Raw genomic sequence first — 22,760 nt, 5'->3', positions numbered from 1 at the left:
CTGCCGGGGCTGATCTGGCGCTTACTCGGCGCCTTGCGCCTGCGTGGCGCCCACCGGCGTCAGCATCTTGACCTTGGAGCGGGCCTTCAGGCTTTCATAGAAGGCCTGCAGGTCGGTCTGGCCGGCCAGTTGCGACAGCTGCTGCGCTTCGGCCTGGCGCTGGGCCGGATTGCCTTGCGCCGGCTGGCTCACCTTGGTGATGCGATAGACCGCATAGCCTTCGGCCCCCAGGTCGACACCAACCACCGCCGGCAGCTTGGCCGCATCGGCACGCATCACCGCTTCCACAGCCTGCGGCGCAATGCCCTCGGCCTTCGCGCGCGACACGGTCCGCACCGCGCCAAAGCCGTCGGCGCTGTCTGCCTTCTTCAGCGCAGCAAGGCGAGCCTCGCCGTCCTTGCGCGCCAGTTCGGCCGCCTGCTGGGCGATATAGCCCTCACGCACCTTGGCTTCGACTTCCTCGAACTTGCGCACGGCCGCCGGGCGATACTCGACGATGCGCGCGGCCACCAGCGTGTTCGGGCCCACCTGGACGGCCTCGGTGTTGCGCTTGTTCTTGATCGCGTCGTCGCTGAACAGCGCCTTGAGCAGCTTGTCGTTGTTGAGCGGGCTCTGCGCGCCCAGCGCCGGGTTCGGCTGGCGCGTGACGTTGTCGGCGGTCTGGATGGTCAGCTTGAACTTGTCGGCGGCAGCCTTGAGGCTGTCTGCCTGCTCATACACGGTATTGCCGAAGGCATCGGCCTGCTCGGCAAACTTCTTGTCGGCGAACTGCTTGCGCAGCTCCGCTTCCAGTTCCGTGCGCACGGCTTCCAGCGGCTTGGTCTCGGCGGGCTTGATGCCGGTCAGCTTGATGATGTGGTAGCCGTAGTCGGTTTCCACCACGTCGCTGACCTGGCCATCCTTGAGCGCGTACATGGCGTCCTCGAACGGCTTGACCAGCGCGCCGCGGCCCATGAAGCCCAGGTCGCCGCCCTTGCCGGCCGAGCCCGGGTCCTGCGAGTTCTTGCGCGCCACGTCGGCGAAGGTGTCAGGGTGCTTGCGCAGGTCCTCCAGCAGCTTGGTGGCCTTGTCCTTCGCGGCCTGGCGCTGGGCGGCCGGCGCCTCCTTCGGAGCGCTGATCAGTATATGGCTGGCGCGGCGCTGCTCGTCGATGCGGAAGCGCGCGATATTGCTGTCGTAGTAGGACTTCAGCTCTTCGGGCGTGACCGCCTGCGTCGCGGCCAGGGCCTCGCCCGACAGCAACAGGTACTCGACCTTGGCTTGTTCCGGCACCGAGAAGGCCTGCTGGTGGCTGTCGTAGTAGGCCTTCAGCGCGGCCGCATCGGGCTGCACCTTGGCGGTGTAGGCGGCCGGCTTGAAGAGCAGCGCCTGCACGTCGCGCTGCTGGTCGCGCACGGCGATCAGGCGATCGAGCAGCGACTTGGGCACGAAGGCCGTCGCGGCGACCGATGCGCCCAGTTGCTGCGTGGCCAGTTCGAAGCGCATGCGGGCATCGAACTGCTCGGGCGTCATGCCCTGCGACTGCAGCAGCTGCAGGTAGGCCTTGTCGTCGACCTTGCCGTCCTTGGTGCGCGGCAGTTGCGCGATCGCCGGCAGGTTGCTGATTTCCTCGAGCAGCTTGGCGTCGGACACGGTCAGGTGCTCACGCGCCACGGCACTGGCCATCACGCGTTGCAGAATCAGCTGGTCCAGCACGGCCTTGCGTGCGTCCGGGCCTTCGAACTGGCGCGGGTCATAGCTGGCGCCAAGGATCTGGCGCGCGCGTTCGCTCTGGTCGCGCACGACGTTGTCGATTTCCTGCACGCTGATGGCGCGGCCATCGACCTTGGCGGCATCGTGCGAGCTGTCCATGAAGCGCGAATAGCTTTCCACGCCGAAGAACACGAACGACGGGAAAACAAGCACCAGCAGCAGCAAGAGCATCAGGCGCCGGTTGTTGCGTACGAAATCAAGCATGCGGATTCGGGTAGTGGATTGGCACGAAAGACAAACTCCACGATTCTAGCAGGAGCCGCTGGGCACGCACCCTTTGTGGAGGGTGGGAAACATGGGGAGCAAATGAAAACGCCCGCAGACGCGGGCGTTTTCAACAAAACTGGCGGAGTGGACGGGACTCGAACCCGCGACCCCCGGCGTGACAGGCCGGTATTCTAACCGACTGAACTACCACTCCTGTGTCGGCGCCTGCTGCCGGCGATGCCCATGTCCTTGCGATGGAGAGTGGTGGGTGCTGAGGGGCTCGAACCCCCGACCTACGCCTTGTAAGGGCGCCGCTCTACCAACTGAGCTAAGCACCCGCTCGACCATCGCAGGCTGGCTGCCTGCAACTTGCTGATCGCTCCGCACCTCGCGGCAGTTGCCGTGGTTTGCGTTGCGAGGGCGCAAGTGTAATACAGGTGATTTCAGTTTGCCAAGACCTGCGCGCGCAAAAAAAAACGCCGCCGGGCATCACTGCCCTGCGGCGTTTCTTCATGCGGCCAAAGCTGTGTCAGTGATGCAGACGCTCAACCTTGGCCGTGGCCTTGTCCGCCACTTCGGCGGGCTTGGCGTCTTCTTCCGGCAGCGGCTCGGGCTTGCGCTCGAGCGCCAGTTCCAGCACCTTGTCGATCCAGCGGACCGGCACGATCTCGATGGCGTTCTTCACGTTGTCCGGGATCTCGGCCAGATCCTTGACGTTTTCCTCCGGGATCAGCACCAGCTTGATGCCGCCGCGGTGGGCCGCCAGCAGCTTCTCCTTGAGGCCGCCGATCGGCAGCACCTCGCCGCGCAGCGTGATCTCGCCGGTCATGGCGACATCCGCGCGCACCGGGATGCCGGTCAGCACCGACACCAGCGCCGTGGTCATGGCACCGCCTGCCGACGGACCGTCCTTGGGCGTGGCGCCTTCGGGTACGTGGATGTGGATGTCACGCTTCTCGAACATCTCATCCGTGATACCCAGGCGGCGTGCCCGCGAACGCACCACCGAACGTGCGGCCTCGACCGACTCCTTCATCACATCGCCCAGCGAACCGGTGCGCGTGATGTTGCCCTTGCCCGGCATGATCGCGGCTTCGATGGTCAGCAGGTCGCCGCCCACCTCGGTCCACGCCAGGCCGGTCACCTGGCCCACCTGGTTTTCCTTGCCGGCCAGGCCGAAGTCGTACTTGCGCACGCCGAGGAATTTGTCCAGGTTCTCGGAATCGACCTTGATCGTGCCCGACTCCTTCTTCAGCAGCAGCAGCTTGACCACCTTGCGCGCGATCTTGGAGACCTCGCGTTCCAGCGAACGCACCCCCGCTTCACGCGTGTAGTAGCGGATGATGTCGCGGATCGCGCTTTCGGCAACCTCGATCTCGCCTGCCTTCAGACCGTTGTTCTTGATCTGCTTGGGCAGCAGGTAGCGCTGCGCGATATTGACCTTCTCGTCCTCGGTGTAACCCGACAGGCGGATCACTTCCATACGGTCGAGCAGCGGCGGCGGGATGTTGAGCGAGTTCGACGTCGCCACGAACATCACGTCGGACAGGTCGAAGTCCACTTCGATGTAGTGGTCCTGGAACGTGTGGTTCTGTTCCGGGTCCAGCACCTCAAGCAGCGCCGACGACGGATCGCCGCGGAAGTCCATGCCCATCTTGTCGATCTCGTCGAGCAGGAAGAGCGGATTGCGCACGCCGACCTTGGACAGGCTCTGCAGGATCTTGCCCGGCATCGAGCCGATGTAAGTCCTGCGGTGGCCGCGGATCTCGGCCTCGTCACGCACGCCACCCAGTGCCATGCGCACGAACTTGCGGTTCGTCGCGCGCGCCACCGACTGGCCGAGCGAGGTCTTGCCCACGCCGGGAGGCCCGACCAGGCAGAGGATAGGCGCCTTCACCTTGTCCACGCGCTGTTGCACTGCGAGGTACTCGAGAATGCGTTCCTTGACCTTCTCCAGGCCGTAGTGGTCTTCGTCCAGCACGCGCTCGGCGTTGGCGAGGTCGTTGTTGACCTTGCTCTTCTTGCGCCACGGCAGGTTCACCAGCGTGTCGATGTAGTTGCGCACGACGGTGGCTTCGGCCGACATCGGCGACATCAGCTTGAGCTTCTTGAATTCGGCGTCGGCCTTCTTCTTGGCTTCCTTCGGCATGCGCGCAGCCTTGATGCGCTTGTCGAGTTCTTCCAGGTCGGCGCCTTCTTCGCCCTCACCCAGTTCCTTCTGGATGGCCTTGACCTGCTCGTTCAGGTAGTACTCGCGCTGGCTCTTCTCCATCTGGCGCTTGACGCGGCCACGGATGCGCTTTTCGACCTGCAGGATGTCGATCTCGCCCTCGAGTTGCGACAGCAGGCTTTCCAGGCGTTCGGTCACATTGACCATCTCCAGGATCTTCTGCTTCTGCTCGAGCTTGATCGGCAGGTGCGCGGCGATGGTGTCCGCCAGGCGGCCTGCCTCGTCGATCCCTGACAGCGAAGTCAGGATCTCAGGCGGGATCTTCTTGTTGAGCTTCACGTACTGGTCGAACTGCGACACGATCGCGCGGCGCAGGGCCTCGGTCTCGGCGCTTTCGCCAGGTGCGGGCGGCACGGGCACGGCTTCGCACATGAAGTGCGATTCGTCCTCGCTCACCTCGCGGATGTTCGCGCGCTGGGTACCCTCGACCAGCACCTTCACGGTACCGTCGGGCAGTTTCAGCATTTGCAGGATATTGGCGATGCAGCCGACCTCATACAGGTCGTCGGCGGTCGGCTCGTCCTTGGCCGCCGTCTTCTGGGCCACGAGCATGATGCTCTTGCCCGCCTCCATCGCAGTCTCAAGCGCCTTGATGGACTTCGGGCGTCCCACAAACAGCGGGATCACCATGTGCGGAAACACCACCACGTCGCGCAGCGGCAACAGTGGGAGGCGAATCGGCTCGGCCGGGAGGAGTTGTGTTCCGGACATCATTTTCCCCAAGTCAGTCATTTAAGGCGTAAATTGGGCCGCCCGAATCGATTACAAGATACGTGCCAATCGATTCATCAAGGCAGGCAGATGCCGCTCCCTGCACTTGCTGGCCCCTCTGAAACAGCATACCCGCGTTTCCTCCCTCTCGTCGGTAGAAATAAACAAAAAAAGCCGCTCGCTTCTACGCGAACGGCCTTTCCGCCCAGCTGCCGGTGTGGTCCCGACCACTTACCACGTCTGGCAGCCCTCGCGTCAGTTGGACCCCGCCACTTTGGGCTGCTGCTCTTCATACATCAGCAGCGGAGGTGCATCGCCGTTGATCGTATTTTCATCGATCACCACCTTCTGCACACCCTTGTAGTTGGGCAGGTCGTACATGACGTCCATCAGCGACTGCTCCAGGATCGAACGCAGGCCGCGGGCCCCGGTCTTGCGGCGGATCGCCTTGCGGGCGATGGCGCTCAGCGCACCCGGGCGGATTTCCAGCTCGACGCCTTCCATTGCCAGCAGCTTCTGGTATTGCTTGACCAGCGCGTTCTTGGGCTCGACCAGGATCTGCATCAGCGCGGCCTCGTCCAGCTTGGACAGCGTGGCGACCACCGGCAGGCGGCCGATCAGTTCGGGGATCAGGCCGAACTTGATCAGGTCTTCCGGCTCGGTCTGCGGCAGCACTTCGCTGGCGTCGCGCTCATCCTTGCTCTTGACCTGCGCGGCAAAGCCGATGCCGGTCTTGTCCGAGCGCTGCATGATGACCTTCTCCAGGCCATCGAAGGCGCCGCCGCAGATGAACAGGATGTTGGTCGTGTCCACCTGCAGGAAGTCCTGGTTCGGATGCTTGCGGCCACCCTGCGGCGGCACCGATGCCATGGTGCCTTCGACCAGCTTGAGCAGTGCCTGCTGCACGCCCTCGCCCGACACGTCACGCGTGATCGACGGGTTGTCGGACTTGCGCGAGATCTTGTCGATCTCATCGATGTAGACGATGCCGCGCTGCGCCTTCTCGACTTCGTAGTTGCAGTTCTGCAGCAGCTTCTGGATGATGTTCTCGACGTCCTCGCCCACGTAGCCGGCTTCGGTCAGCGTGGTCGCGTCGGCGATCACGAACGGCACGTTGAGCAGGCGCGCCAGCGTCTGCGCGAGCAGCGTCTTGCCCGAGCCGGTCGGCCCGATCAGCAGGATGTTGCTCTTGGACAGCTCGACATCGTCCTTCTTGCCGAGGTGCTTGAGGCGCTTGTAGTGGTTGTAGACCGCCACGGCCAGGATCTTCTTGGCCTGTTCCTGGCCAATCACATACTGGTCCAGGCTTTCGCGGATCTCGTGGGGCGTGGGGAGGTCCGAGCGCGCGGCCGCAGCGGCGTCTTTCTCGGATGCCGTGGCCTCGTCCCGGATGATCTCATTGCACAGGTCGATGCATTCGTCGCAAATGAACACCGACGGGCCGGCAATCAGCTTCTTGACCTCATGCTGGCTCTTGCCGCAGAAGGAGCAGTACAGAAGCTTTTCGCTGGATGAACCTTTTTTGTCCGCCATAGGAATCAGTCACTTTTGCTGTGCGCACACCGCGGGGCGAAAGGCTCCCCGGAGATACGCTTCAACGCATCATACGCCAAAACAATTGGCACCACCGGCGGTTCCCCCCGGCTGTGGGGCAAAAGCAAAAAACGAGGCACGGGGCCTCGTTCCGGTGTAGCCTTCGCCATTTGAGCCCTTGCCAGCCTGGCCGGCCGCCGCTGCGGATTGCGCCACGGCGGCCCGCTGCATCAGCCGCGACGGGCGAGGACCTTGTCGATCAGGCCGTAGTCAACCGCCTGGTCGCCGCTCATGAAGTTGTCGCGATCGGTGTCGCGCGCAATCTTCTCGACCGGCTGGCCCGTCACCTCGGACAGGATGGTGTTGAGCCGCTCGCGCAGGTACAGGATCTCGCGCGCCTGGATCTCGATGTCCGAGGCCTGGCCGCGCGCGCCGCCCAGCGGCTGGTGGATCATGATGCGCGAGTTGGGCAACGCCGAACGCTTGCCCTTGGCGCCAGCCGCCAGCAGGAACGCGCCCATGCTTGCCGCCATGCCCATGCACAGCGTGGACACGTCCGGCTTGATGAACTGCATGGTGTCGTAGATCGCCAGCCCCGCCGATACGGAACCGCCCGGCGAGTTGATGTACAGCGACACGTCCTTGTCGGGGTTCTCGCTCTCGAGGAACAGCAGCTGGGCCACCACCAGGTTGGCGGTCTGGTCATTGACCTCGCCCACCATGAACACCACGCGCTCCTTCAGCAGGCGCGAGTAGATGTCATAGGCGCGCTCGCCCCGGCCGGACTGCTCGACGACCATCGGCACCAGCCCCAGGCCCTGGGTTTCCAGTGCCGAAGCCTGCGTGGTGGCGAGACGGTCAAGCAAATCATTGCGGGTCATGCATGTTCTCCATGGATTCGTCGGATCGCAAGGCCATCCGGGGTAACTCGGGAAGTTGCCCGGCCCCACGCCGTGGCGCGGGGCTGCGGGTCACTTCCGGCCTCAGGCTTGTTGCTGGTTGCCTTCGGCGGTGAGTTCCTCGAAGGACACCTTCTTGTCGGTGACCTTGGCCTTGTCGCACACGAAATTTACCACGTTGTTTTCGAGCACGTAGGCTTCCATTTCGGCCAGGCGCTGCTGGTCGCCGTAGTACCAGCGCATGACTTCCTTCGGGTCTTCGTAGCTCTTGGCGAAGTCCTCGATCTCGGCCTTGATCTGGTCAGCCTTGGCTTCCAGGCCGTTGGCCTTGACGATCTCGGCCAGGATCAGGCCCAGCTTGACGCGGCGCTCGGCCTGCTGCGCGAACATCTCGGCCGGGATCGGCATGTCCTTGGCGTTGGGCATGCCACGCTGCTCCAGGTCGCGGCGGGCCATTTCCACCAGGCGTTCCTGGTCCTGCTCGATCAGGGCCTTGGGCACGTCCAGCTCGCTGGCCTTCAGCAGCGCTTCCATGACCTGGTCCTTCAGCATGGAATGCGTGCGGCGCTTCACTTCGCGCTCGAGGTTCTCGCGGATGTCGGCGCGCATCTTGTCGACGCTGCCGTCGGCAATGCCCAGCGACTTGGCGAAGGCATCATTGACTTCCGGCAGGTGCGCCCACTCGATCTTCTTCAGCGTCACGGTGAACTCGGCGGTCTTGCCGGCCACTTCCTTGCCGTGGTAGTCGGCCGGGAAGGCCAGCGGGAAGGTCTTGCTTTCGCCGACCTTCAGGCCCAGCGCGGCCTGCTCGAACTCGGGCAGCATGCGGCCTTCGCCCAGCACGAACGGGAAGTCCTCGGCCTTGCCGCCGGCGAACTCTTCACCGTCGACCTTGCCGACGAAGTCCAGCGTCACGCGGTCGCCGTTCTGGGCGGTGACGTCGGCACCGCCGTCGCCATGCTCGCCGGCTTCGCCGCGGGCGTGGTAGTGCACGCGCTGCTTGCGCAGGATGTCGATGGTCTTGTCGACTTCGGCATCGGTGATTTCAGTGCCGGTGCGGGTGACTTCGGCAGCCGACAGGTCGCCGATGGTCACTTCCGGGTACACCTCGAAGGTGGCGTCGAAGGCGACTTCGTCCTCGCCCACGCCTTCGTTCTTGATCTCGAACTTGGGCTGGCCGGCAACCTTGACGTCCTGTTCCTTGGTGATGTCGAAGAACTTGCGTGCGGCCTTGTCGAAGCGCACTTCGAACTCGACCTGCTGGCCGTACTGCTTCTCGACCATCTTCATCGGCACCTTGCCCGGACGGAAGCCCGACATCTTCACGGTCTTCGACAGGCGAACCAGGCGCTCCTGCTTTTCCTTCTCCACTTCGGCCTTGGGGATGGCCAGGGTCACCTTGCGGTCCAGCTTGCCGAGGTTCTCAATCACGTTCGACATGGTCGTAGATCCAATCCAGAAAATGTAGTTGTGTTCGTAGGTGCTACCGCTTGCGCATGTACCGCCCGCTTTACCGCCACGGCGCCGTCACCACAGGACGGCCGGGGCGGCGCACCGGCGAACGGGAAGCTCCGCGCAAACGGAAAACGGGGATTATCGCACGGTTTTCATTCGCTTCCGGCAGATTTTGCCCGGAACGGGCCCGGACCCGCCCGCCGGACCCGCGGTGCTATCCCGTCTGCCCATGGCGCAGCGCGCGCAGCAGCAGGCGTGCCGGATCCATCGCATCGGCCAGGTCCGACTCCAGCGGCAGCGGCTCGCCCTCGATCTGGCTGGCCAGCAGTTCCGCGCCCAGCGCTGCCCAGGTGAGGCCGCGCGACCCATATGCAAGGGCGGCGTAGAGCCCAGGCATGCGCGGCAGGTCACGCAAGTGCGCGCCGCGCAGCGATGCGGCCTGCGCCAGCGCGGCGGCCTCGTCAGGCACCTGGCCGACCAGCGGCAGCCGGTTGTGCGTGACCGTGCGCACGCCGACATAGCCGGAGAGCGTTGCGGGATCGATGGCGGCCACGGCATCGGCCTGGCGCGGCAGCATGCCGGACAGGCGCGCCAGATTGGCCGCGTGGACCGCCGGCTGCTCCACCAGCGGGCCTTCGTCGGCGTCGTAGCTGGAGCCGACCCGGCCCGCGCCGTCTGCGGCACGCGGCAGCAGGTAGCCGGCACCGGTCACCACGCAATCCGGCCAGCCGCCGAGCGCGTCCACCTGCGCCGACCCCAGCGTGGTCAGCTGCCCGCGCACGCGCCGCATGGTCCAGTGCTGCCGCGGCAGCAGTTGCTGCGCCTCATGTGCGTTGGCCAGTACCAGCACCGGCGCCGATGCCAGCACTTCACCGTCCTGCCCGACCGCCTGCCATTGCCCGTCAACGCGCGCGATTGCAGCAACCCGGCAGCCGAAACGTGCCGTCACCGCAGCGCCCGCTTGCGCCAGCTGCGCCGCGCAGATGTCCGGCGGCGCCAGCCAGCCGCCTTGCGGGAACCACAGGCCGCCACGCGGCACGCCGGCATGGTGGGCCGCTGCCGCCTCTTCAGCGCGCATCCAGCGCACGAATCCTTCCGGCAAGCCCAGCGCCGCCAGCGCGGCGCGCTGGGCCTCGCTTTCGGCTTCGTCCTCGCCGATCTGCAGCACGCCGCAGCCATGCCAGCCGACCGGATGGCCGGCCTCGGCCAGCGCCGCCCAGGCACGCAGCGCGTACTGGTTGCCGGCGCGCGACAGCCGCGACAGCAGGCTGTCGTCGGCGGACACGTGCGCATGCATGGCCGCCGCGCGGTGCGCCGAGGTCTGCCGCGCCGGCCCGTCATGGCCATCGAACAGCGTCACGCGCCAGCCGCGCGCGCCCAGCCGCTCGGTCACGGCGCAGCCGGCCAGGCCGGCGCCGATCACGATGGCATGGCGCTCGGCCCATTGCGCCGGCAGTGGCGGCGCATGGCGGCGCGCTTTCCATTGCGGGCGGAAGCGCGCGACGGTCATTTGCCACTTGCCGCCAAAGCCGGGCGCCTTGCTGACTTCGAAACCGACGTCCTTGAGCCCGCGCCGCACGAAGCCCGCGGCCGCCCACGTGGCCAGCCTGGCGCCTGGCCGGGCCAGCCGCGCCAGTCCGCGGAACACCTGCGGCGACCACATCTCCGTATTGCGCGCCGGCGCGAAACCGTCCAGGTAGAAGGCATCGACGCCGGCCGCCAGCAGCGGCAGCATCTGCTCGATATCGCCCAGCGCCAGCGTCAGCACCACGCGCCCGCCGTCGAAGGCCAGGCGGTGCAGGCCCGGCAGCGCCAGCGGCCATTGCGCCTGTAACGCCTGCGCCAGCGGCTGCAGCCCGTCCAGCCCGGCGTGCAACTGCGCCAGCCCTTCGCGGGTGAACGGGTGCTTTTCGATCGAGACGAAATGCAGCGATCCGCAGCGCTGGGGATCATCGCGCCACGCCTGCCAGGTCGCCAGGAAATTCAGCCCCAGGCCGAAGCCGGTCTCGACGATGACGAACTGGCGCTGGCCGGCCCACGCCTGCGGCAGGCCGTTGCCGCCCAGGAAGACATAGGCGGCCTGCGCCAGCCCGCCTTCGGTGCTGTGGTAGACGTCGTCGTAGCGGGGCGAATACGGGATGCCTTCGGCAGACAGGATGGACTCGGCGGGCTCTAATGCGCGCGGCATGGGACAGGAAACTCGGCGAAAAGCAAAATGCCAGGGCGGATTCGCCGGGGCGTGGGAGCGGGGTTGGCCGGGGTTGGCAATTCGCGCCGGATGGTAGCATAGCGGCCTTCCCGCAGACCGCACCGCCCTGCCCCTTGATCTGCGCCGCCCAGGCGCCCCGCTCCACATGCTCAGCTACCGTCACGCCTTCCACGCCGGCAACCATGCCGATGTCCTCAAACACGCCATCGTGGTGCAACTGCTCGATCACCTGGCGCAGAAGGACAAGGCGTTCTGGTATATCGACACCCATGCCGGCGCCGGCCTCTATGCGCTGGACCACGCCTACGCGCAGAAGAAGGCCGAATTCGAAACCGGCATCGCGCCGCTGTGGCGCGCCGCCGCCAGCGGCACCCAGCTGCCGGCGATGCTGGACGAATACCTGGACCAGGTGCGCGCGCTCAACCCGGACGGCAACCTGCGCCACTACCCCGGCTCGCCCTGGCTGGCCTGGCAGATGCTGCGCGAGCACGACCGGCTGAGGCTGTTCGAGCTGCACAGCACCGAGATCCAGGTGCTGCGCGACAACTTCCGCGGCGCCGGGCGCCGCGTCATGCTGTACGACGGCGACGGCTTCGGCGGCATCAAGGCCATCCTACCCCCGCCGCCGCGCCGCGCGCTTGTGCTGGTCGACCCCTCCTACGAGGACAAGCAGGACTACGCCCGCACCGTGCAGACCATCCGTGACGGGCTGGAGCGCTTTGCCACCGGCGTCTATGCGGTCTGGTACCCGCAGGTGCAGCGGCGTGAATCGGTGCAGCTGCCGGTGCAGCTCAAGGGCCTGCCGCTCAAGAGCTGGCTGCACGTGACCCTGACCGTCAGGCATCCGGTCGAGGGCGGCCTGGGCCTGCACGGCAGCGGCATGTTCATCGTCAACCCGCCGTGGCGGCTGAAGGAATCGCTGCAGCAGGCCATGCCGGTGCTAACCGACCTGCTTGGCCAGGACGACGGCGCAAGGTTCACGCTCGAAGCCGAGGAGAGCTGAGGCGGCGCACCAGCCAGTCCAGCGCCATGCCCGCGGCCAGGCCGACGCTGTCGGCCAGCAGGTCGAGCCAGTCGGCCTCGCGGTAGCCGGTCTGCCCCTGCAGCAGTTCGATCAGCCCGCCGTACGCCACCAGCCCCAGCAAGACGGCCCAGCCACGGCCGGTGTAGGCGCGCCGGCCCAGCACGCCCAGCACCGCGAACGCCAGCATATGGTTGGACTTGTCCCAGCCGGTGGTCGGCAGGGGCTGCGTCGGCGGCATCAGCGAAAGCGCCAGCACCGCGGCCGCGCAGCCCCAGAACAGCAGGCGCCAGCGCAGCGGGGTCAGGGTCGGGAAGGCAATCATCGGCATGTGTGCGGCATCTGGAAAGCCGACAATATAGCCCTGCCGCCTGCCGCCGCCACCGCAGCGCCCGGCAGGGCTGGATTCCCCCCGCGCCTTGCGCTACAATCCGCAGCCTCGTTGCACCGCAGGTGCGAGCCATGCCGACACCACGGTTCGGCGGCCAGTGCCGGCAGCAGCGGACAGGTGAAAGGCGGGCAGTTCCAGCCGCCTTTTTTGCTTTCCTGTCCGGCGCAAGCCAGCGAGCATCGCGGCCGCCCGCCCGGGCAGCGCCGCAAGGACCGCGAGGGTGGCGAAATTGGTAGACGCACCAGGTTTAGGTCCTGACGCCAGCAATGGTGTAGGGGTTCGAGTCCCCTCCCTCGCACCATCCGCCCTTCAAGTGGCGGACTGACAACTTCCGTTTTCAAATCCCCTTCGGCCCGCTTCTCCAGCCAGGCACTCCCACGCCGCGGCACTTTCCAGTCTGCGCCAGCGACGCTATCATTTCGTCATCGTATCGATAATCGATACATTCGTATATTGGTGCAATACTCATTCATCGTGGTGCAGCCATCCCGCGGATGGTGCCGCCCGGCCTCTCGCCCGCCGACGCAACTATGCCGTCAAAACCTGTCCCGCTACCCACGCCCGACCGCGACAACCCGCTCTTCAACCAGTCGCTGGAAAAAGGCCTCGAAGTCCTGCGCGCCTTCAACGGCGTGCACCGCACGCTGACCCTGTCGGAGCTGGCCGCGCTGACCGGCATGAACAAGAGCTCGGCGCAGCGCACCATCCATACGCTGGAAGCGCTGGGCTATGTCGACAAGCACCCGCAGACGCGCCGCTTCCGGCTGACGCCGCGGGTGATGGAGATCGGCTACAACTACCTGGCGGCCGACGCGCTGATCCCGGTGGCCAGCCCCTACCTGTCGCAGCTGGCCGCAGCCAGCGGCGAGACCGCCAACCTGACCGAGCCGGTCGGGCTGGACATGGTCTACGTGGCCCAGTTGATGACCGCCAAACACATGCCGGTGCTGACGCCGGTGGGCATGCGCATCCCGATGTACTGCACCAGCTCCGGCCGGGCCTACCTCAGCACGCTGCCCGACGAACAGGTGCTGGCGATGCTGGAGCAGTCGGCGCGCGTGGCGCGCACGCCCGCGACGCTGACCGGCGTGGATGCGATCTTCGAGCGCGTGGCAGCGTGCCGACGGCTGGGCTACGCCAGCAATGAAGAGGAACTGTTCATCGGCGACATGGGCCTGGCCGCGCCCATCGTCAACAGCCGTGGCGTGGCGGTCGGCGCGGTGCACGTGTCGCCGCCGGCCAGCCGCTGGAGCATGGCCGAGGCGCAGAAAAAGCTGGCGCCGCTGGTGATGGAATGCGCGCGGGCGATCTCGTGCTCCATCGCCCACTGAGGCCCGGCACCGCGAACGCCGGCCAACGTGCGCAGGGGTGGTAGAACACCTGAGTGCCAGTGCCTTTCGCGGACCCTTGCCGCGATCTATGCTGAAGGTGTCTGGGCGGCACCGCGCCGGTCCGGCATCGTTATCTCAGCCCTGATCGGAGGGCATATGAAATTCCCCGCTTTGCTGTTGGCAGCGTCGATGACCGCTGGCTGGTCATCGTTTGCACAGGCCGCCGGATGCCAGTACGACATGCAGTGCAAAGGAGAGCGGATCTGCCAGCAAGGGCAGTGCGTCTTTCCTGACGCGGAAGAAACCGCGGAAGCCGGTGGGCCGGCGCCGCTGTCGGCGACCAAGCGCACGCCGGCCCCACCACCACCCCGTGGGTGCTGCACCGTGGCAGGCAAGCTGAAGCTGTCACCGGCCGCGGCCGCGGATACCAGCCTGGCGAGCGGCGATGCGTGCCAGGGGCTGACCGCCTCCGGCAAGCCGGTTCCCGGCACGATCTGCAACTAGCCCCGGATCTGGCGCAGGCGCCCTAGCGCGCGTGCGCCAGCATGGCCTGCAGCAGCACGTTGGCGCCCGCCTCGATGTGCTCGGGCAGCGCGTCTTCAAGCTCGTTATGGCTGATGCCGTCCTTGCACGGCACGAAGATCATGCCGGTGGGCGCGCGCCGCGCGACGTAGACCGCGTCGTGGCCGGCGCCGCTGACCACGTCCATATGCGGCAGGCCCAGCACCGAGGCCGCGCGCCGCACGCTGTCCACGCATTCGGGCGCGAACACGCACGGCTCGAACTTCACCACCTGGCGGATTTCGACCTCCACGCCGGCAGCCAGGGCAATGCCTTCGAATGCCGCCTGCATGGCCGCGTGCATGCGGTCCAGGCCAGCCTGCGACAGGTTGCGGAAGTCGACCGAGAAATCGACCCGGCCCGGAATCACGTTGCGCGAGTTCGGCGTGACCTGCAGATAGCCGACCGTGCCGCGCCCGTGCGGCGCCTCGTCGCGCGCGATCTGGTTGACCGCCTCGACCATGCGCGCGGCCGCCAGCATCGCGTCGTGGCGCAGCGCCAGCGGCGTCGGGCCGGCGTGCGCGTCCATGCCGGTCACGGTCACGTCGTACCACTGCTGGCCCAGCGCGCCCGAGACCACGCCGATCGGCAGGCCGGCCGCCTCCAGCACCGGCCCCTGCTCGATATGCGCCTCGAAGTAGGCCGCGAACATGCCGCCCGGCACCGCGCCCGCCGGCTGCGCGCCGCGGTAGCCGATGGCCGCCAGCGCGTCGCCCACGCTGACGCCATCCACATCGGCCTGCGCGCGCGCAAAGGCCGCGTCGAATTCTCCGGCGAACACGCCCGAGCCCATCATCACCGGCGTGAAGCGCGTGCCCTCCTCGTTGGTCCAGAACGCAACCTCCAGCGGCGCGCGCGTGACGATGCCCAGGTCGTCGAGCGTGCGCATGACCTCCAGGCCGGCCAGCACACCGAAGTTGCCGTCGAACTTGCCGCCTGAGGGCTGGGTGTCGATATGGCTGCCGGTGGCCACGGCACGCGCGTCGGGGGCGCTGCCGGCGCGGCGCGCGAAGACGTTGCCGATCTCGTCGACGCGCACGTCGAGCCCGGCCTCGCGGCACCACTGCACCACCAGGTCGCGCCCCTTGCGGTCGGCTTCGGTCAGCGCGATGCGGCACACGCCGCCCCTGGGCGTGGCGCCGATCGCGGCGAGGTCCATCAGCGATTGCCACAGGCGGGCGCCATTGATGCGGGGAAGGTGTAGCTGGTCCATGTCTGGTTGCGGGTGGGGTGGAGGGAGAGGAAACGGCAGCAGGTTCAGCAAGAAGCAGACCACCATCGCCCGCGCTTCGGCCCGGGTTCCCGGCCCTGCCACCGTGGCACATGACTTGCTTTGCAGACATCCGTCCCCTCAAGCCAACCCAGGAGCAAGCCTGTGCACCACGATCCCTCCCTTCTCGCGAAAGGTCTCAAGTCAGCTGCCTCGGTCATGAGCGCCGCCGTGCTGGCGCTGCTCGCGCTGCCCGGTGCCGCCCATGCCGACAAGGTGCTGCGCATCGGCATGACCGCCGCCGACATCCCGCGCACGCTCGGCCAGCCCGACCAGGGCTTTGAGGGCAACCGCTTCTCCGGCATCCCGATGTACGACGGCCTCACCCAATGGGACCTGTCCAGGGGCAACGGCCCCAGCCTGCTGATCCCGGGCCTGGCCACCGAATGGAAGGTCGACGCCGCCGACAAGACCAGATGGGTGTTCAAGCTGCGCCCCGGCGTCAAATTCCACGACGGCACCCCATTCAACGCCGACGCCGTGGTCTGGAACGTCGGCAAAGTGCTGGACAAGACCGCCAGGCAGTTCGATCCCAGCCAGGTCGGCGTAACCGCCTCGCGCATGCCGACGCTGCGCACGGCAAAAAAGATCGACGACCTCACCGTCGAGCTGGTCACCTCCGAGCCGGATTCGTTCCTGCCCTACAACCTGACCAACCTGTTCATGGCCTCGCCCACGCAGTGGGAGAAGAAGTTCGCCGCGGTGCCGGCCTCGGTCACCGATCCGGTCGAGCGCTCCAAGCAGGCCTGGGTCGCGTTTGCCGCCGACGCCGCCGGCACCGGGCCGTTCAGGATGAGCCGCTTGGTGCCGCGCGAGCGCCTGGAAGTGGTGCGCAATGCGCAATACTGGGACGCGAAGCGCGTGCCAAAGATCGACAAGGTGGTGATGGTGCCGATGCCCGAGGCCAACGCCCGCACCGCCGCGCTGCTGTCGGGCCAGGTCGACTGGATCGAAGCCCCGGCGCCCGACGCCATCGCCCAGATCAAGAGCCGCGGCTTCCAGGTCTACGCCAACGCGCAGCCGCATATGTGGCCGTGGCAGCTGTCGTTCGCGCCCGGCTCGCCGTGGCTGGACAAGCGCGTGCGCCAGGCCGCCAACCTGTGCGTCAACCGCAGCGGCCTGAAGACCCTGCTGGGCGGCTACATGGCCGAGGCCAAGGGCATCGTCGAGACCGGCAATCCGTGGTGGGGCAATCCGAAGTTCGATATCAAGTACGACCCGGCCGCGGCGAAGAAGCTGATGCAGGAGGCCGGCTACTCGGCCGCCAAACCGGTCAAGGTCAAGGTGCAGGTGTCGGCGTCGGGCTCCGGCCAGATGCAGCCGCTGCCGATGAACGAGTACGTGCAGCAGAACCTGAAGGAGTGCTTTATCGACGTCGATTTCGACGTGGTCGAGTGGAACACGCTCTTCACCAACTGGCGCGTCGGCGCCAAGGACGCCAGCGCGCACGGCGCCAACGCCATCAACGTCAGCTTTGCGGCAATGGACCCGTTCTTCGCCATGGTCCGCTTCGTCAGCACCAAGACCCAGCCGCCGGTCTCGAACAACTGGGGCTACTTCGGCAATGCCGAGTTCGACAAGCTGATCGAGAACGCGCGCACCTCGTTTGACGAGAAATCGCGCGACGCGGCGCTGGCCAGGCTGCATGCACGCATCGTCGAGGAATCGCCGTTCGTGCTGATCGCGCATGACGTCGGCCCGCGCGCGATCTCGAAGAAGGTCAAGGGCGTGGTGCAGCCGCAGAGCTGGTTTATCGATATCGCGACAATGTCGATGGACTGATCCCGGCCGCGCCCGACGGACGCCGCGCGGCAGCCCCGCCGCCGCGCGGCCCGGCAGTCCCGCCCGGTCTTTCCCGCGTGCCGCGCACCGCGCACGCACGCCCCCAACTTGCCGGATCCCCCCATGCAATACCTGTTCCGCCGCATCCTCTATGCCATCCCCATCCTGCTCGGGGTGGCGCTGCTGTGCTTCTCGCTGGTTCATATCGCCCCCGGCGATCCGCTGGTGTCGGTGCTGCCGCCCGACGCCTCGGAAGACCTGCGCCGCCAGCTGACCGCGCTCTACGGCTTCGACAAGCCCTTCCTGGAGCAATTCCTGCACTGGCTGGGCCGCGCGCTGCAGGGCGACCTGGGCACTTCGATCGCCACCAGCCGGCCGGTGATGGCCGAAGTCGGCGCAGCCGTGGTCAATTCCCTGCGCCTGGCCACCGTGGCCACGCTGATCGGCTTCAGCTTCGGCTGCCTGTTCGGCTTTGTCGCCGGCTACCTGCGCGATTCCGTGGCCGACCGCACCGCGTCGCTGCTGTCGGTGCTGGGCGTCAGCATCCCGCACTACTGGCTGGGGATGGTGCTGGTGATCGCGTTCTCGGTGCTGCTGGGCTGGCTGCCGGCCACCGGCGCCGGGCCGGGCGGTTCGGGCGACTGGGCCTGGGACTGGGAGCACATGCAGTACATGCTGCTGCCGGCAGTGACCATGTCGGTGATCCCGATGGGCATCGTGGCGCGCACGGTGCGCGCGCTGGTGGCTGAGATCCTGGCCAACGAGTTCATCGTCGGCCTGCGCGCGCGCGGCCTGTCGGACCTGGCCGTGTTCCGCCACGTGCTCAAGAACGTGGCGCCGACCGCGCTGTCGGTGATGGGCCTGCAGCTGGGCTACCTGCTGGGCGGCTCGATCCTGATCGAGACCGTGTTCTCATGGCCCGGCACCGGCTTCCTGCTCAACGCCGCTATCTTCCAGCGCGACTTCCCGCTGCTGCAGGGGACCATCCTGGTGCTGGCTGTGTTCTTCGTGCTGCTCAACCTGCTGGTCGATGCGCTGCAGACGCTGTTCGATCCGCGCATCCAGCGCAACTGAGGAGGCCGACATGGACATGACCCTCGACCCATCACCGGCCGCCGCTGCGGTGCAGCGCTCGCCCGGCTACTGGACCACGGTCGGCCGGCGCCTGCTGCGCAACAGGCTGGCCATGCTGGCCGCGCTGGTGCTGCTGGGGCTGGTGCTGATGGCGCTGTTCGCCCCGGCACTGATGCCCGCCGATCCGTACGCGGCATCGATCCTCAAGCGCCTCAAGCCGATCGGCACCGAGCACTTCCCGCTGGGCACCGACGAGCTGGGACGCGACATGCTGTCGCGGCTGATGCTGGGCGCGCGGCTGTCGCTGTTCATGGGCATCACGCCGGTGCTGCTGGCCTTTGTCATCGGCAGCGCACTCGGCATCGTCGCCGGCTATGCCGGCGGCTGGACCAACACCGTGATCATGCGGCTCACCGACATCCTGTACGCCTTCCCGTCGGTGCTGCTGGCGATCGCGCTGTCAGGCACGCTGGGCGCGGGCGTGGGCAATGCGCTGCTGTCGCTGACCATCGTCTTTATCCCGCAGATCGTGCGCGTGGCCGAAAGCGTGACCACCCAGGTGCGCAACCGCGAGTTTGTCGACGCGGCGCGTGCTTCCGGGGCGTCGTCGCTGACCATCGTGCGCGCCCATGTGCTCAACAACGTGCTTGGGCCGATCTTCGTCTATGCCACCAGCCTGATCTCGGTGTCGATGATCCTGGCCTCGGGCCTGTCCTTCCTCGGCCTGGGCGTCAAGCCGCCCGAGCCGGAGTGGGGCCTGATGCTCAACACGCTGCGCACGGCCATCTATACCCAGCCGTGGGTTGCCGCCCTGCCCGGCGCCATGATCTTCCTGACCTCGGTCTCGTTCAACCTGCTGGCCGACGGCATCCGCTCGGCCATGGAAATCAAGGACTGAACCATGCCAGCACTGATGCAGGCCCCTTCCCCACAGGCCGGCCGCGATGTCGGCGGCCCGGCGCAGCCGCTGGTGATCGCCCACCAGCTGGTCAAGCACTTCCCCATCAAGTCCGGCCTGCCCGGCCTGCGCGCGCGTGCCGCGTCGGTGCGCGCGGTCGATGGCGTCAGCTTCGACGTGCTCAAGGGCGAGACCCTGGGGGTGGTCGGCGAGTCCGGCTGCGGCAAGTCCACCACCGCGCGGCTGCTGATGCAGCTGACGCAGCAGGACAGCGGCGAGCTGATCTTCGACGCGCAGGGCGTGGGCTCGGCCCAGCTGCCGATGAAGCAGTTCCGCAGCCAGGTGCAGATGGTGTTCCAGGACAGCTATTCGTCGCTGAACCCGCGCCTGACCATCGAGGCGTCGATCGCCTTCACGCCACGCGTCCATGGCGTGCCGGCGCGCGAAGCCACCGAGCGCGCCCGCTACCTGCTGCAGCGCGTCGGGCTGGACCCGGCGCGCTTTGCCGGGCGCTACCCGCACGAGCTGTCCGGCGGGCAGCGCCAGCGCGTCAACATTGCCCGCGCGCTGGCGCTGCGCCCGCGGCTGGTGATCCTGGACGAGGCGGTCTCGGCACTGGACAAGTCGGTGGAGGCGCAGGTGCTGAACCTGCTGCTGGACCTGAAGGCCGAGTTCGACCTGACCTACGTCTTCATCAGCCACGACCTCAACGTGATCCGCTACCTGTGCGACCGCGTGATGGTGATGTACCTGGGCAAGGTGGTGGAGATCGCGGATACCGAGACCCTTTATCGCCACCCGGCGCACCCGTACACGCGCGCGCTGCTGAAGTCGATGCCGTCGCTGGACCCGGACCACCGCACCGCGGTCGCGCCGCTGGCGGGCGACCCGCCCAATCCGATCAACCCGCCGCCCGGCTGCAGCTTCCATCCGCGGTGCGCCATGGCGCAGGACGTGTGCGCGCGGCGCGAGCCGCAGCTGACCGACCTGGTGGCCGGGCATCCGGTCGCCTGTCTGCTGGCCACCGCGCCCTGAGGAGCCCACCATGTCCACCACCCCACAAAGCACACCTGGCGCGCCGATGATTTCGGTGCGGGACCTGCACGTCACCTTCTCCGGCGGCGGCAAGACCATCCGCGCCGTCAACGGCGTCTCGCTCGAAGTGGGCGCAGGCGAAGCGGTGGCGCTGATCGGCGAATCCGGCTCGGGCAAGAGCGTCACGCTGCGCGCGCTGATGCGCCTGCACCCGCCGCGCCGCACCCGCATGGAGGGCCGGATCCGCGTCGACGGCGCCGACGTGATGGCGCTCGACCAGCGCGCGCTGGCCCGGCTGCGCGGCGGCACCATGGCGATGGTGTTCCAGGAGCCGCTGCTGGCGCTGGACCCGGTCTACACCGTCGGCCAGCAGATCGTCGAATGCATCCGCACCCACGACAAGGTCTCGGCCGCCGAGGCGCGCGAGCGCGCGCTACAGGCGCTCGAGTCCGTGCGCATTCCCAGCCCGGAGCGACGGCTGGCAGCGTACCCGCACGAGATGTCGGGCGGCATGCGCCAGCGCGCGATGATCGCGCTGGCACTGTCGGCGCGGCCCAGGATCCTGCTCGCCGACGAGCCCACCACCGCGCTGGACGCCACCGTGCAGATCCAGGTGCTGATCCTGCTGCGCGAGCTGCAGCGCGAACTGGGGCTGTCCATCGTCTTCGTCACCCACGATATCGGCGCGGCGGTGGAGATCGCCGACCGCGTCGCGGTGATGTACGGCGGGCGCATTGTCGAGGAAGGCCCGATCCGCACCCTGCTGCGCGCGGCGCGCCACCCCTACACCATCGCCCTGCTGCAAAGCCGGCAGCATGGCATGGACCGTGGCCAGCGGCTGCAGGCCATCGGCGGCGCCCCGCCCGACCTGGCCGCGCTGCCGCCGGGCTGCACCTTCGCGCCACGCTGCCCGCATGCGCGCCCGCAATGCCTGGCCGAGGTGCCGCAGGCGGTCACCGTCGGCACCGGCCACCGCGTCAGCTGCGTGCTGGCCGCCGAGCCCGCCGTGGCCACCGCGGCATAAGCCCCATCCCAGAACCCCAACATATTCCAGGCCCCCCATGACGCTTGCCACCCATCCTGCCCGTGCCTTCATGCCGTACCCCCAGGTTGCCGTCCCGCACGCCGCCAGCGGCCCGCTGCAGGGCCTTAGCTTTGCCGTGAAGGACCTGTTCGATGTAGCGGGCTATCCGACCGGCGGCGGCAATCCGCACGTGCTGGCGCGCTCGGGCATCAAGGCCGCGACCGCGCCGGCGGTGCAGCGGCTGCTGGATGCCGGCGCCGCCTTCGTCGGCAAGACCCACACTGACGAGCTGGCCTTCTCCATGAACGGCCAGAACGCCCACTACGGGCGCCCGGTCAACGGCGCGGCGCCGGACCGCATCACCGGCGGCTCGTCGTCGGGCTCGGCCTCGGCGGTATCGAACGGCTTGTGTGACTTCGCGCTGGGCTCCGACACCGGCGGCTCGGTGCGTGCGCCGGCCAGCCATTGCGGCCTGTTCGGCATCCGTCCCACGCACGGGCGAATTTCGCTGGAGCGCTGCCTGCCGCTGTCCGAGAGCCTGGACACCTGCGGCTTTTTCGCGAGCGACATCGGCACCTTCGCGCGCGTGGCCGAGGTGCTGTTCGGCGCGGACCCGGCGCCGCTGCCGGCCGCGCCGCGGCTGCTAGTTGCCACCGACCTGTTCGGCCAGCCCACCCCGGAAGCCCGCGGCGCGCTGGCACCGGCCGTCGCCCGGATCGAAGCCGCGCTGGGCCGGGCCGCGCCAGTCACCGTGGCCGACCGGCCGCTGTCCGAGCTGTGGTGGGCGTTCCGCTACGTGCAGGGCTGGGAGGCGTGGCACAGCGACGGCGAACTGATCGAGCAACACGGGCTGGAGCTGGGTGCCGATGTCGCGGCACGCTTCGCCTTCTCGAAGGCCGTCACCCGCAGCCAGTTCGACGAAGCCAGTGCCGTGCGCCGCGACTTCACCGCGCACGTGGGCCGGCTGCTGGGGCAGGACGGCGTGCTGGTGCTGCCGACCATGCCCGATATCGCGCCGCTGCGCGCCGAGCCGGTCGAATCGCTGGAGACCTACCGCAACCTCGCCTCCCAGACGCTGTGCCTGACGCCGCTGAGCGGCTTCCCGCAGCTGAACCTGCCGCTGGCCCGCCGCGACGGCGCACCGCTCGGCATCTCGCTGCTGGGGCCGGCGGGCAGCGACCGCAGCCTGGTGGCACTGGCGGAGCGGATCATGGCGCACCAGGCCTGAACCACTAAGGCAAACGGCACGCGGGTGGGCGCCCGGCGCCCCACCCGCGTCAGGTGGCCCGCCATCTGAAGACGCCGCCGGCCAGCCCGGCGCTCCTACAATGCTGCCATCGCATTGGTCCGCCGGCCCGCGCCGCACGGACAAGAGGA

At 67.6% G+C, this 22,760-nt stretch carries 17 protein-coding genes and 3 tRNA genes; 10 read left to right on the top strand and 10 right to left on the bottom strand.

All coding sequences use genetic code 11. From position 1 onward, the window contains the following. Positions 1 to 21: 21 nt before the first annotated feature. The 8 genes from KB879_RS07700 to mnmC form a co-directional block, all read right to left on the bottom strand. Positions 22 to 1,956 carry a SurA N-terminal domain-containing protein gene (locus KB879_RS07700; protein ID WP_013956503.1) on the bottom strand — a complete coding sequence of 645 codons (1,935 nt, stop codon included), beginning with the start codon at positions 1,954 to 1,956 and terminating at the stop codon, positions 22 to 24. Positions 1,957 to 2,096: 140 nt separating this feature from the next. Then, positions 2,097 to 2,173 (bottom strand) — tRNA-Asp (locus KB879_RS07695). A gap of 48 nt (positions 2,174 to 2,221) precedes the next feature. Further along, positions 2,222 to 2,297 (bottom strand) — tRNA-Val (locus KB879_RS07690). A gap of 191 nt (positions 2,298 to 2,488) precedes the next feature. Further along, complete coding sequence (gene lon, locus KB879_RS07685) at positions 2,489 to 4,900, bottom strand: endopeptidase La (protein WP_013956502.1); 2,412 nt, start codon at positions 4,898 to 4,900, stop codon at positions 2,489 to 2,491. Between the two features lie 255 nt (positions 4,901 to 5,155). Next, on the bottom strand, positions 5,156 to 6,433 hold the full coding sequence (gene clpX, locus KB879_RS07680; protein ID WP_013956501.1) for an ATP-dependent Clp protease ATP-binding subunit ClpX: 1,278 nt from the start codon (positions 6,431 to 6,433) through the stop codon (positions 5,156 to 5,158). Between the two features lie 230 nt (positions 6,434 to 6,663). Continuing rightward, a complete protein-coding gene (gene clpP, locus KB879_RS07675; protein WP_011615108.1) occupies positions 6,664 to 7,314 on the bottom strand; it encodes an ATP-dependent Clp endopeptidase proteolytic subunit ClpP in 651 nt (216 codons plus the stop codon). 102 nt (positions 7,315 to 7,416) lie between these two features. Next, on the bottom strand, positions 7,417 to 8,772 hold the full coding sequence (gene tig, locus KB879_RS07670) for a trigger factor (RefSeq protein ID WP_013956500.1): 1,356 nt from the start codon (positions 8,770 to 8,772) through the stop codon (positions 7,417 to 7,419). A 229-nt stretch (positions 8,773 to 9,001) separates the two neighbouring features. Then, on the bottom strand, positions 9,002 to 10,975 hold the full coding sequence (mnmC, locus tag KB879_RS07665) for a bifunctional tRNA (5-methylaminomethyl-2-thiouridine)(34)-methyltransferase MnmD/FAD-dependent 5-carboxymethylaminomethyl-2-thiouridine(34) oxidoreductase MnmC (RefSeq protein WP_013956499.1): 1,974 nt from the start codon (positions 10,973 to 10,975) through the stop codon (positions 9,002 to 9,004). Between the two features lie 166 nt (positions 10,976 to 11,141). On the opposite strand from mnmC, the gene KB879_RS07660 reads away from it, so the two are divergent. Beyond that, positions 11,142 to 11,999 carry a 23S rRNA (adenine(2030)-N(6))-methyltransferase RlmJ gene (locus KB879_RS07660; RefSeq protein WP_013956498.1) on the top strand — a complete coding sequence of 286 codons (858 nt, stop codon included), beginning with the start codon at positions 11,142 to 11,144 and terminating at the stop codon, positions 11,997 to 11,999. On the opposite strand, the gene KB879_RS07655 is transcribed toward KB879_RS07660, so the two are convergent. After that, entirely contained in the window at positions 11,974 to 12,348 is a 375-nt protein-coding gene (locus KB879_RS07655) for a VanZ family protein (protein WP_013956497.1), read from the bottom strand. The two genes, KB879_RS07660 and KB879_RS07655, sit on opposite strands and share 26 nt — an antisense overlap. 274 nt (positions 12,349 to 12,622) lie before the next feature. Between KB879_RS07655 and KB879_RS07650 the strand changes: the two genes are divergently transcribed. The 3 genes from KB879_RS07650 to KB879_RS07640 all read left to right on the top strand — a co-directional run bounded on the left by KB879_RS07650 (position 12,623) and on the right by KB879_RS07640 (position 14,243). Continuing rightward, a tRNA-Leu gene (locus KB879_RS07650) sits at positions 12,623 to 12,709 on the top strand. Between the two features lie 229 nt (positions 12,710 to 12,938). Then, complete coding sequence (locus tag KB879_RS07645) at positions 12,939 to 13,739, top strand: IclR family transcriptional regulator (RefSeq protein ID WP_013956496.1); 801 nt, start codon at positions 12,939 to 12,941, stop codon at positions 13,737 to 13,739. Between the two features lie 156 nt (positions 13,740 to 13,895). Further along, a complete protein-coding gene (locus tag KB879_RS07640) occupies positions 13,896 to 14,243 on the top strand; it encodes a hypothetical protein (protein WP_013956495.1) in 348 nt (115 codons plus the stop codon). Between the two features lie 22 nt (positions 14,244 to 14,265). On the opposite strand, the gene KB879_RS07635 is transcribed toward KB879_RS07640, so the two are convergent. After that, the gene (locus KB879_RS07635) at positions 14,266 to 15,513 is read right to left on the bottom strand and encodes a Zn-dependent hydrolase (RefSeq protein WP_211980982.1); all 1,248 of its coding nucleotides are present in this window, start codon (positions 15,511 to 15,513) and stop codon (positions 14,266 to 14,268) included. Positions 15,514 to 15,729: 216 nt separating this feature from the next. On the opposite strand from KB879_RS07635, the gene KB879_RS07630 reads away from it, so the two are divergent. From KB879_RS07630 to KB879_RS07605, 6 genes are all read left to right on the top strand, one after another. Further along, the gene (locus KB879_RS07630) at positions 15,730 to 17,352 is read left to right on the top strand and encodes an ABC transporter substrate-binding protein (RefSeq protein ID WP_049800552.1); all 1,623 of its coding nucleotides are present in this window, start codon (positions 15,730 to 15,732) and stop codon (positions 17,350 to 17,352) included. Between the two features lie 123 nt (positions 17,353 to 17,475). After that, positions 17,476 to 18,426: an ABC transporter permease gene (locus tag KB879_RS07625; protein ID WP_013956492.1), complete on the top strand. Its 951-nt coding sequence runs from the start codon at positions 17,476 to 17,478 to the stop codon at positions 18,424 to 18,426. A 10-nt stretch (positions 18,427 to 18,436) separates the two neighbouring features. Beyond that, positions 18,437 to 19,324, top strand: coding sequence for an ABC transporter permease (locus KB879_RS07620; protein ID WP_013956491.1), 888 nt, complete (start codon positions 18,437 to 18,439; stop codon positions 19,322 to 19,324). Between the two features lie 3 nt (positions 19,325 to 19,327). Next, positions 19,328 to 20,359, top strand: a complete 1,032-nt coding sequence (locus KB879_RS07615) for an ABC transporter ATP-binding protein (RefSeq protein ID WP_013956490.1) — start codon at positions 19,328 to 19,330, stop codon at positions 20,357 to 20,359. Between the two features lie 10 nt (positions 20,360 to 20,369). Next, positions 20,370 to 21,383 (top strand): ABC transporter ATP-binding protein, encoded by a 1,014-nt coding sequence (locus KB879_RS07610; protein ID WP_013956489.1) that lies wholly within the window; start codon positions 20,370 to 20,372, stop codon positions 21,381 to 21,383. A 37-nt stretch (positions 21,384 to 21,420) separates the two neighbouring features. Next, entirely contained in the window at positions 21,421 to 22,611 is a 1,191-nt protein-coding gene (locus KB879_RS07605) for an amidase (RefSeq protein ID WP_013956488.1), read from the top strand. Positions 22,612 to 22,760: the final 149 nt, after the last annotated feature.

The organism is Cupriavidus sp. KK10 (genome assembly GCF_018223725.1).
GTDB classification, from domain to species: Bacteria; Pseudomonadota; Gammaproteobacteria; order Burkholderiales; family Burkholderiaceae; genus Cupriavidus; species Cupriavidus necator.
Note: the sequence above shows the minus strand (reverse complement) of the source record. Positions and strands in the feature narration are given on the sequence as shown.

What these genes read in the sequence shown, in the direction of transcription:
- KB879_RS07700 (WP_013956503.1), bottom strand. Translation starts at nt 1,956, where the DNA reads ATGCTTGATTTCGTACGCAACAACCGGCGCCTGATGCTCTTGCTGCTG.
- lon (WP_013956502.1), bottom strand. Translation starts at nt 4,900, where the DNA reads ATGTCCGGAACACAACTCCTCCCGGCCGAGCCGATTCGCCTCCCACTG.
- clpX (WP_013956501.1), bottom strand. Translation starts at nt 6,433, where the DNA reads ATGGCGGACAAAAAAGGTTCATCCAGCGAAAAGCTTCTGTACTGCTCC.
- clpP (WP_011615108.1), bottom strand. Translation starts at nt 7,314, where the DNA reads ATGACCCGCAATGATTTGCTTGACCGTCTCGCCACCACGCAGGCTTCG.
- tig (WP_013956500.1), bottom strand. Translation starts at nt 8,772, where the DNA reads ATGTCGAACGTGATTGAGAACCTCGGCAAGCTGGACCGCAAGGTGACC.
- mnmC (WP_013956499.1), bottom strand. Translation starts at nt 10,975, where the DNA reads ATGCCGCGCGCATTAGAGCCCGCCGAGTCCATCCTGTCTGCCGAAGGC.
- KB879_RS07660 (WP_013956498.1), top strand. Translation starts at nt 11,142, where the DNA reads ATGCTCAGCTACCGTCACGCCTTCCACGCCGGCAACCATGCCGATGTC.
- KB879_RS07655 (WP_013956497.1), bottom strand. Translation starts at nt 12,348, where the DNA reads ATGCCGATGATTGCCTTCCCGACCCTGACCCCGCTGCGCTGGCGCCTG.
- KB879_RS07645 (WP_013956496.1), top strand. Translation starts at nt 12,939, where the DNA reads ATGCCGTCAAAACCTGTCCCGCTACCCACGCCCGACCGCGACAACCCG.
- KB879_RS07640 (WP_013956495.1), top strand. Translation starts at nt 13,896, where the DNA reads ATGAAATTCCCCGCTTTGCTGTTGGCAGCGTCGATGACCGCTGGCTGG.
- KB879_RS07635 (WP_211980982.1), bottom strand. Translation starts at nt 15,513, where the DNA reads ATGGACCAGCTACACCTTCCCCGCATCAATGGCGCCCGCCTGTGGCAA.
- KB879_RS07630 (WP_049800552.1), top strand. Translation starts at nt 15,730, where the DNA reads ATGAGCGCCGCCGTGCTGGCGCTGCTCGCGCTGCCCGGTGCCGCCCAT.
- KB879_RS07625 (WP_013956492.1), top strand. Translation starts at nt 17,476, where the DNA reads ATGCAATACCTGTTCCGCCGCATCCTCTATGCCATCCCCATCCTGCTC.
- KB879_RS07620 (WP_013956491.1), top strand. Translation starts at nt 18,437, where the DNA reads ATGGACATGACCCTCGACCCATCACCGGCCGCCGCTGCGGTGCAGCGC.
- KB879_RS07615 (WP_013956490.1), top strand. Translation starts at nt 19,328, where the DNA reads ATGCCAGCACTGATGCAGGCCCCTTCCCCACAGGCCGGCCGCGATGTC.
- KB879_RS07610 (WP_013956489.1), top strand. Translation starts at nt 20,370, where the DNA reads ATGTCCACCACCCCACAAAGCACACCTGGCGCGCCGATGATTTCGGTG.
- KB879_RS07605 (WP_013956488.1), top strand. Translation starts at nt 21,421, where the DNA reads ATGACGCTTGCCACCCATCCTGCCCGTGCCTTCATGCCGTACCCCCAG.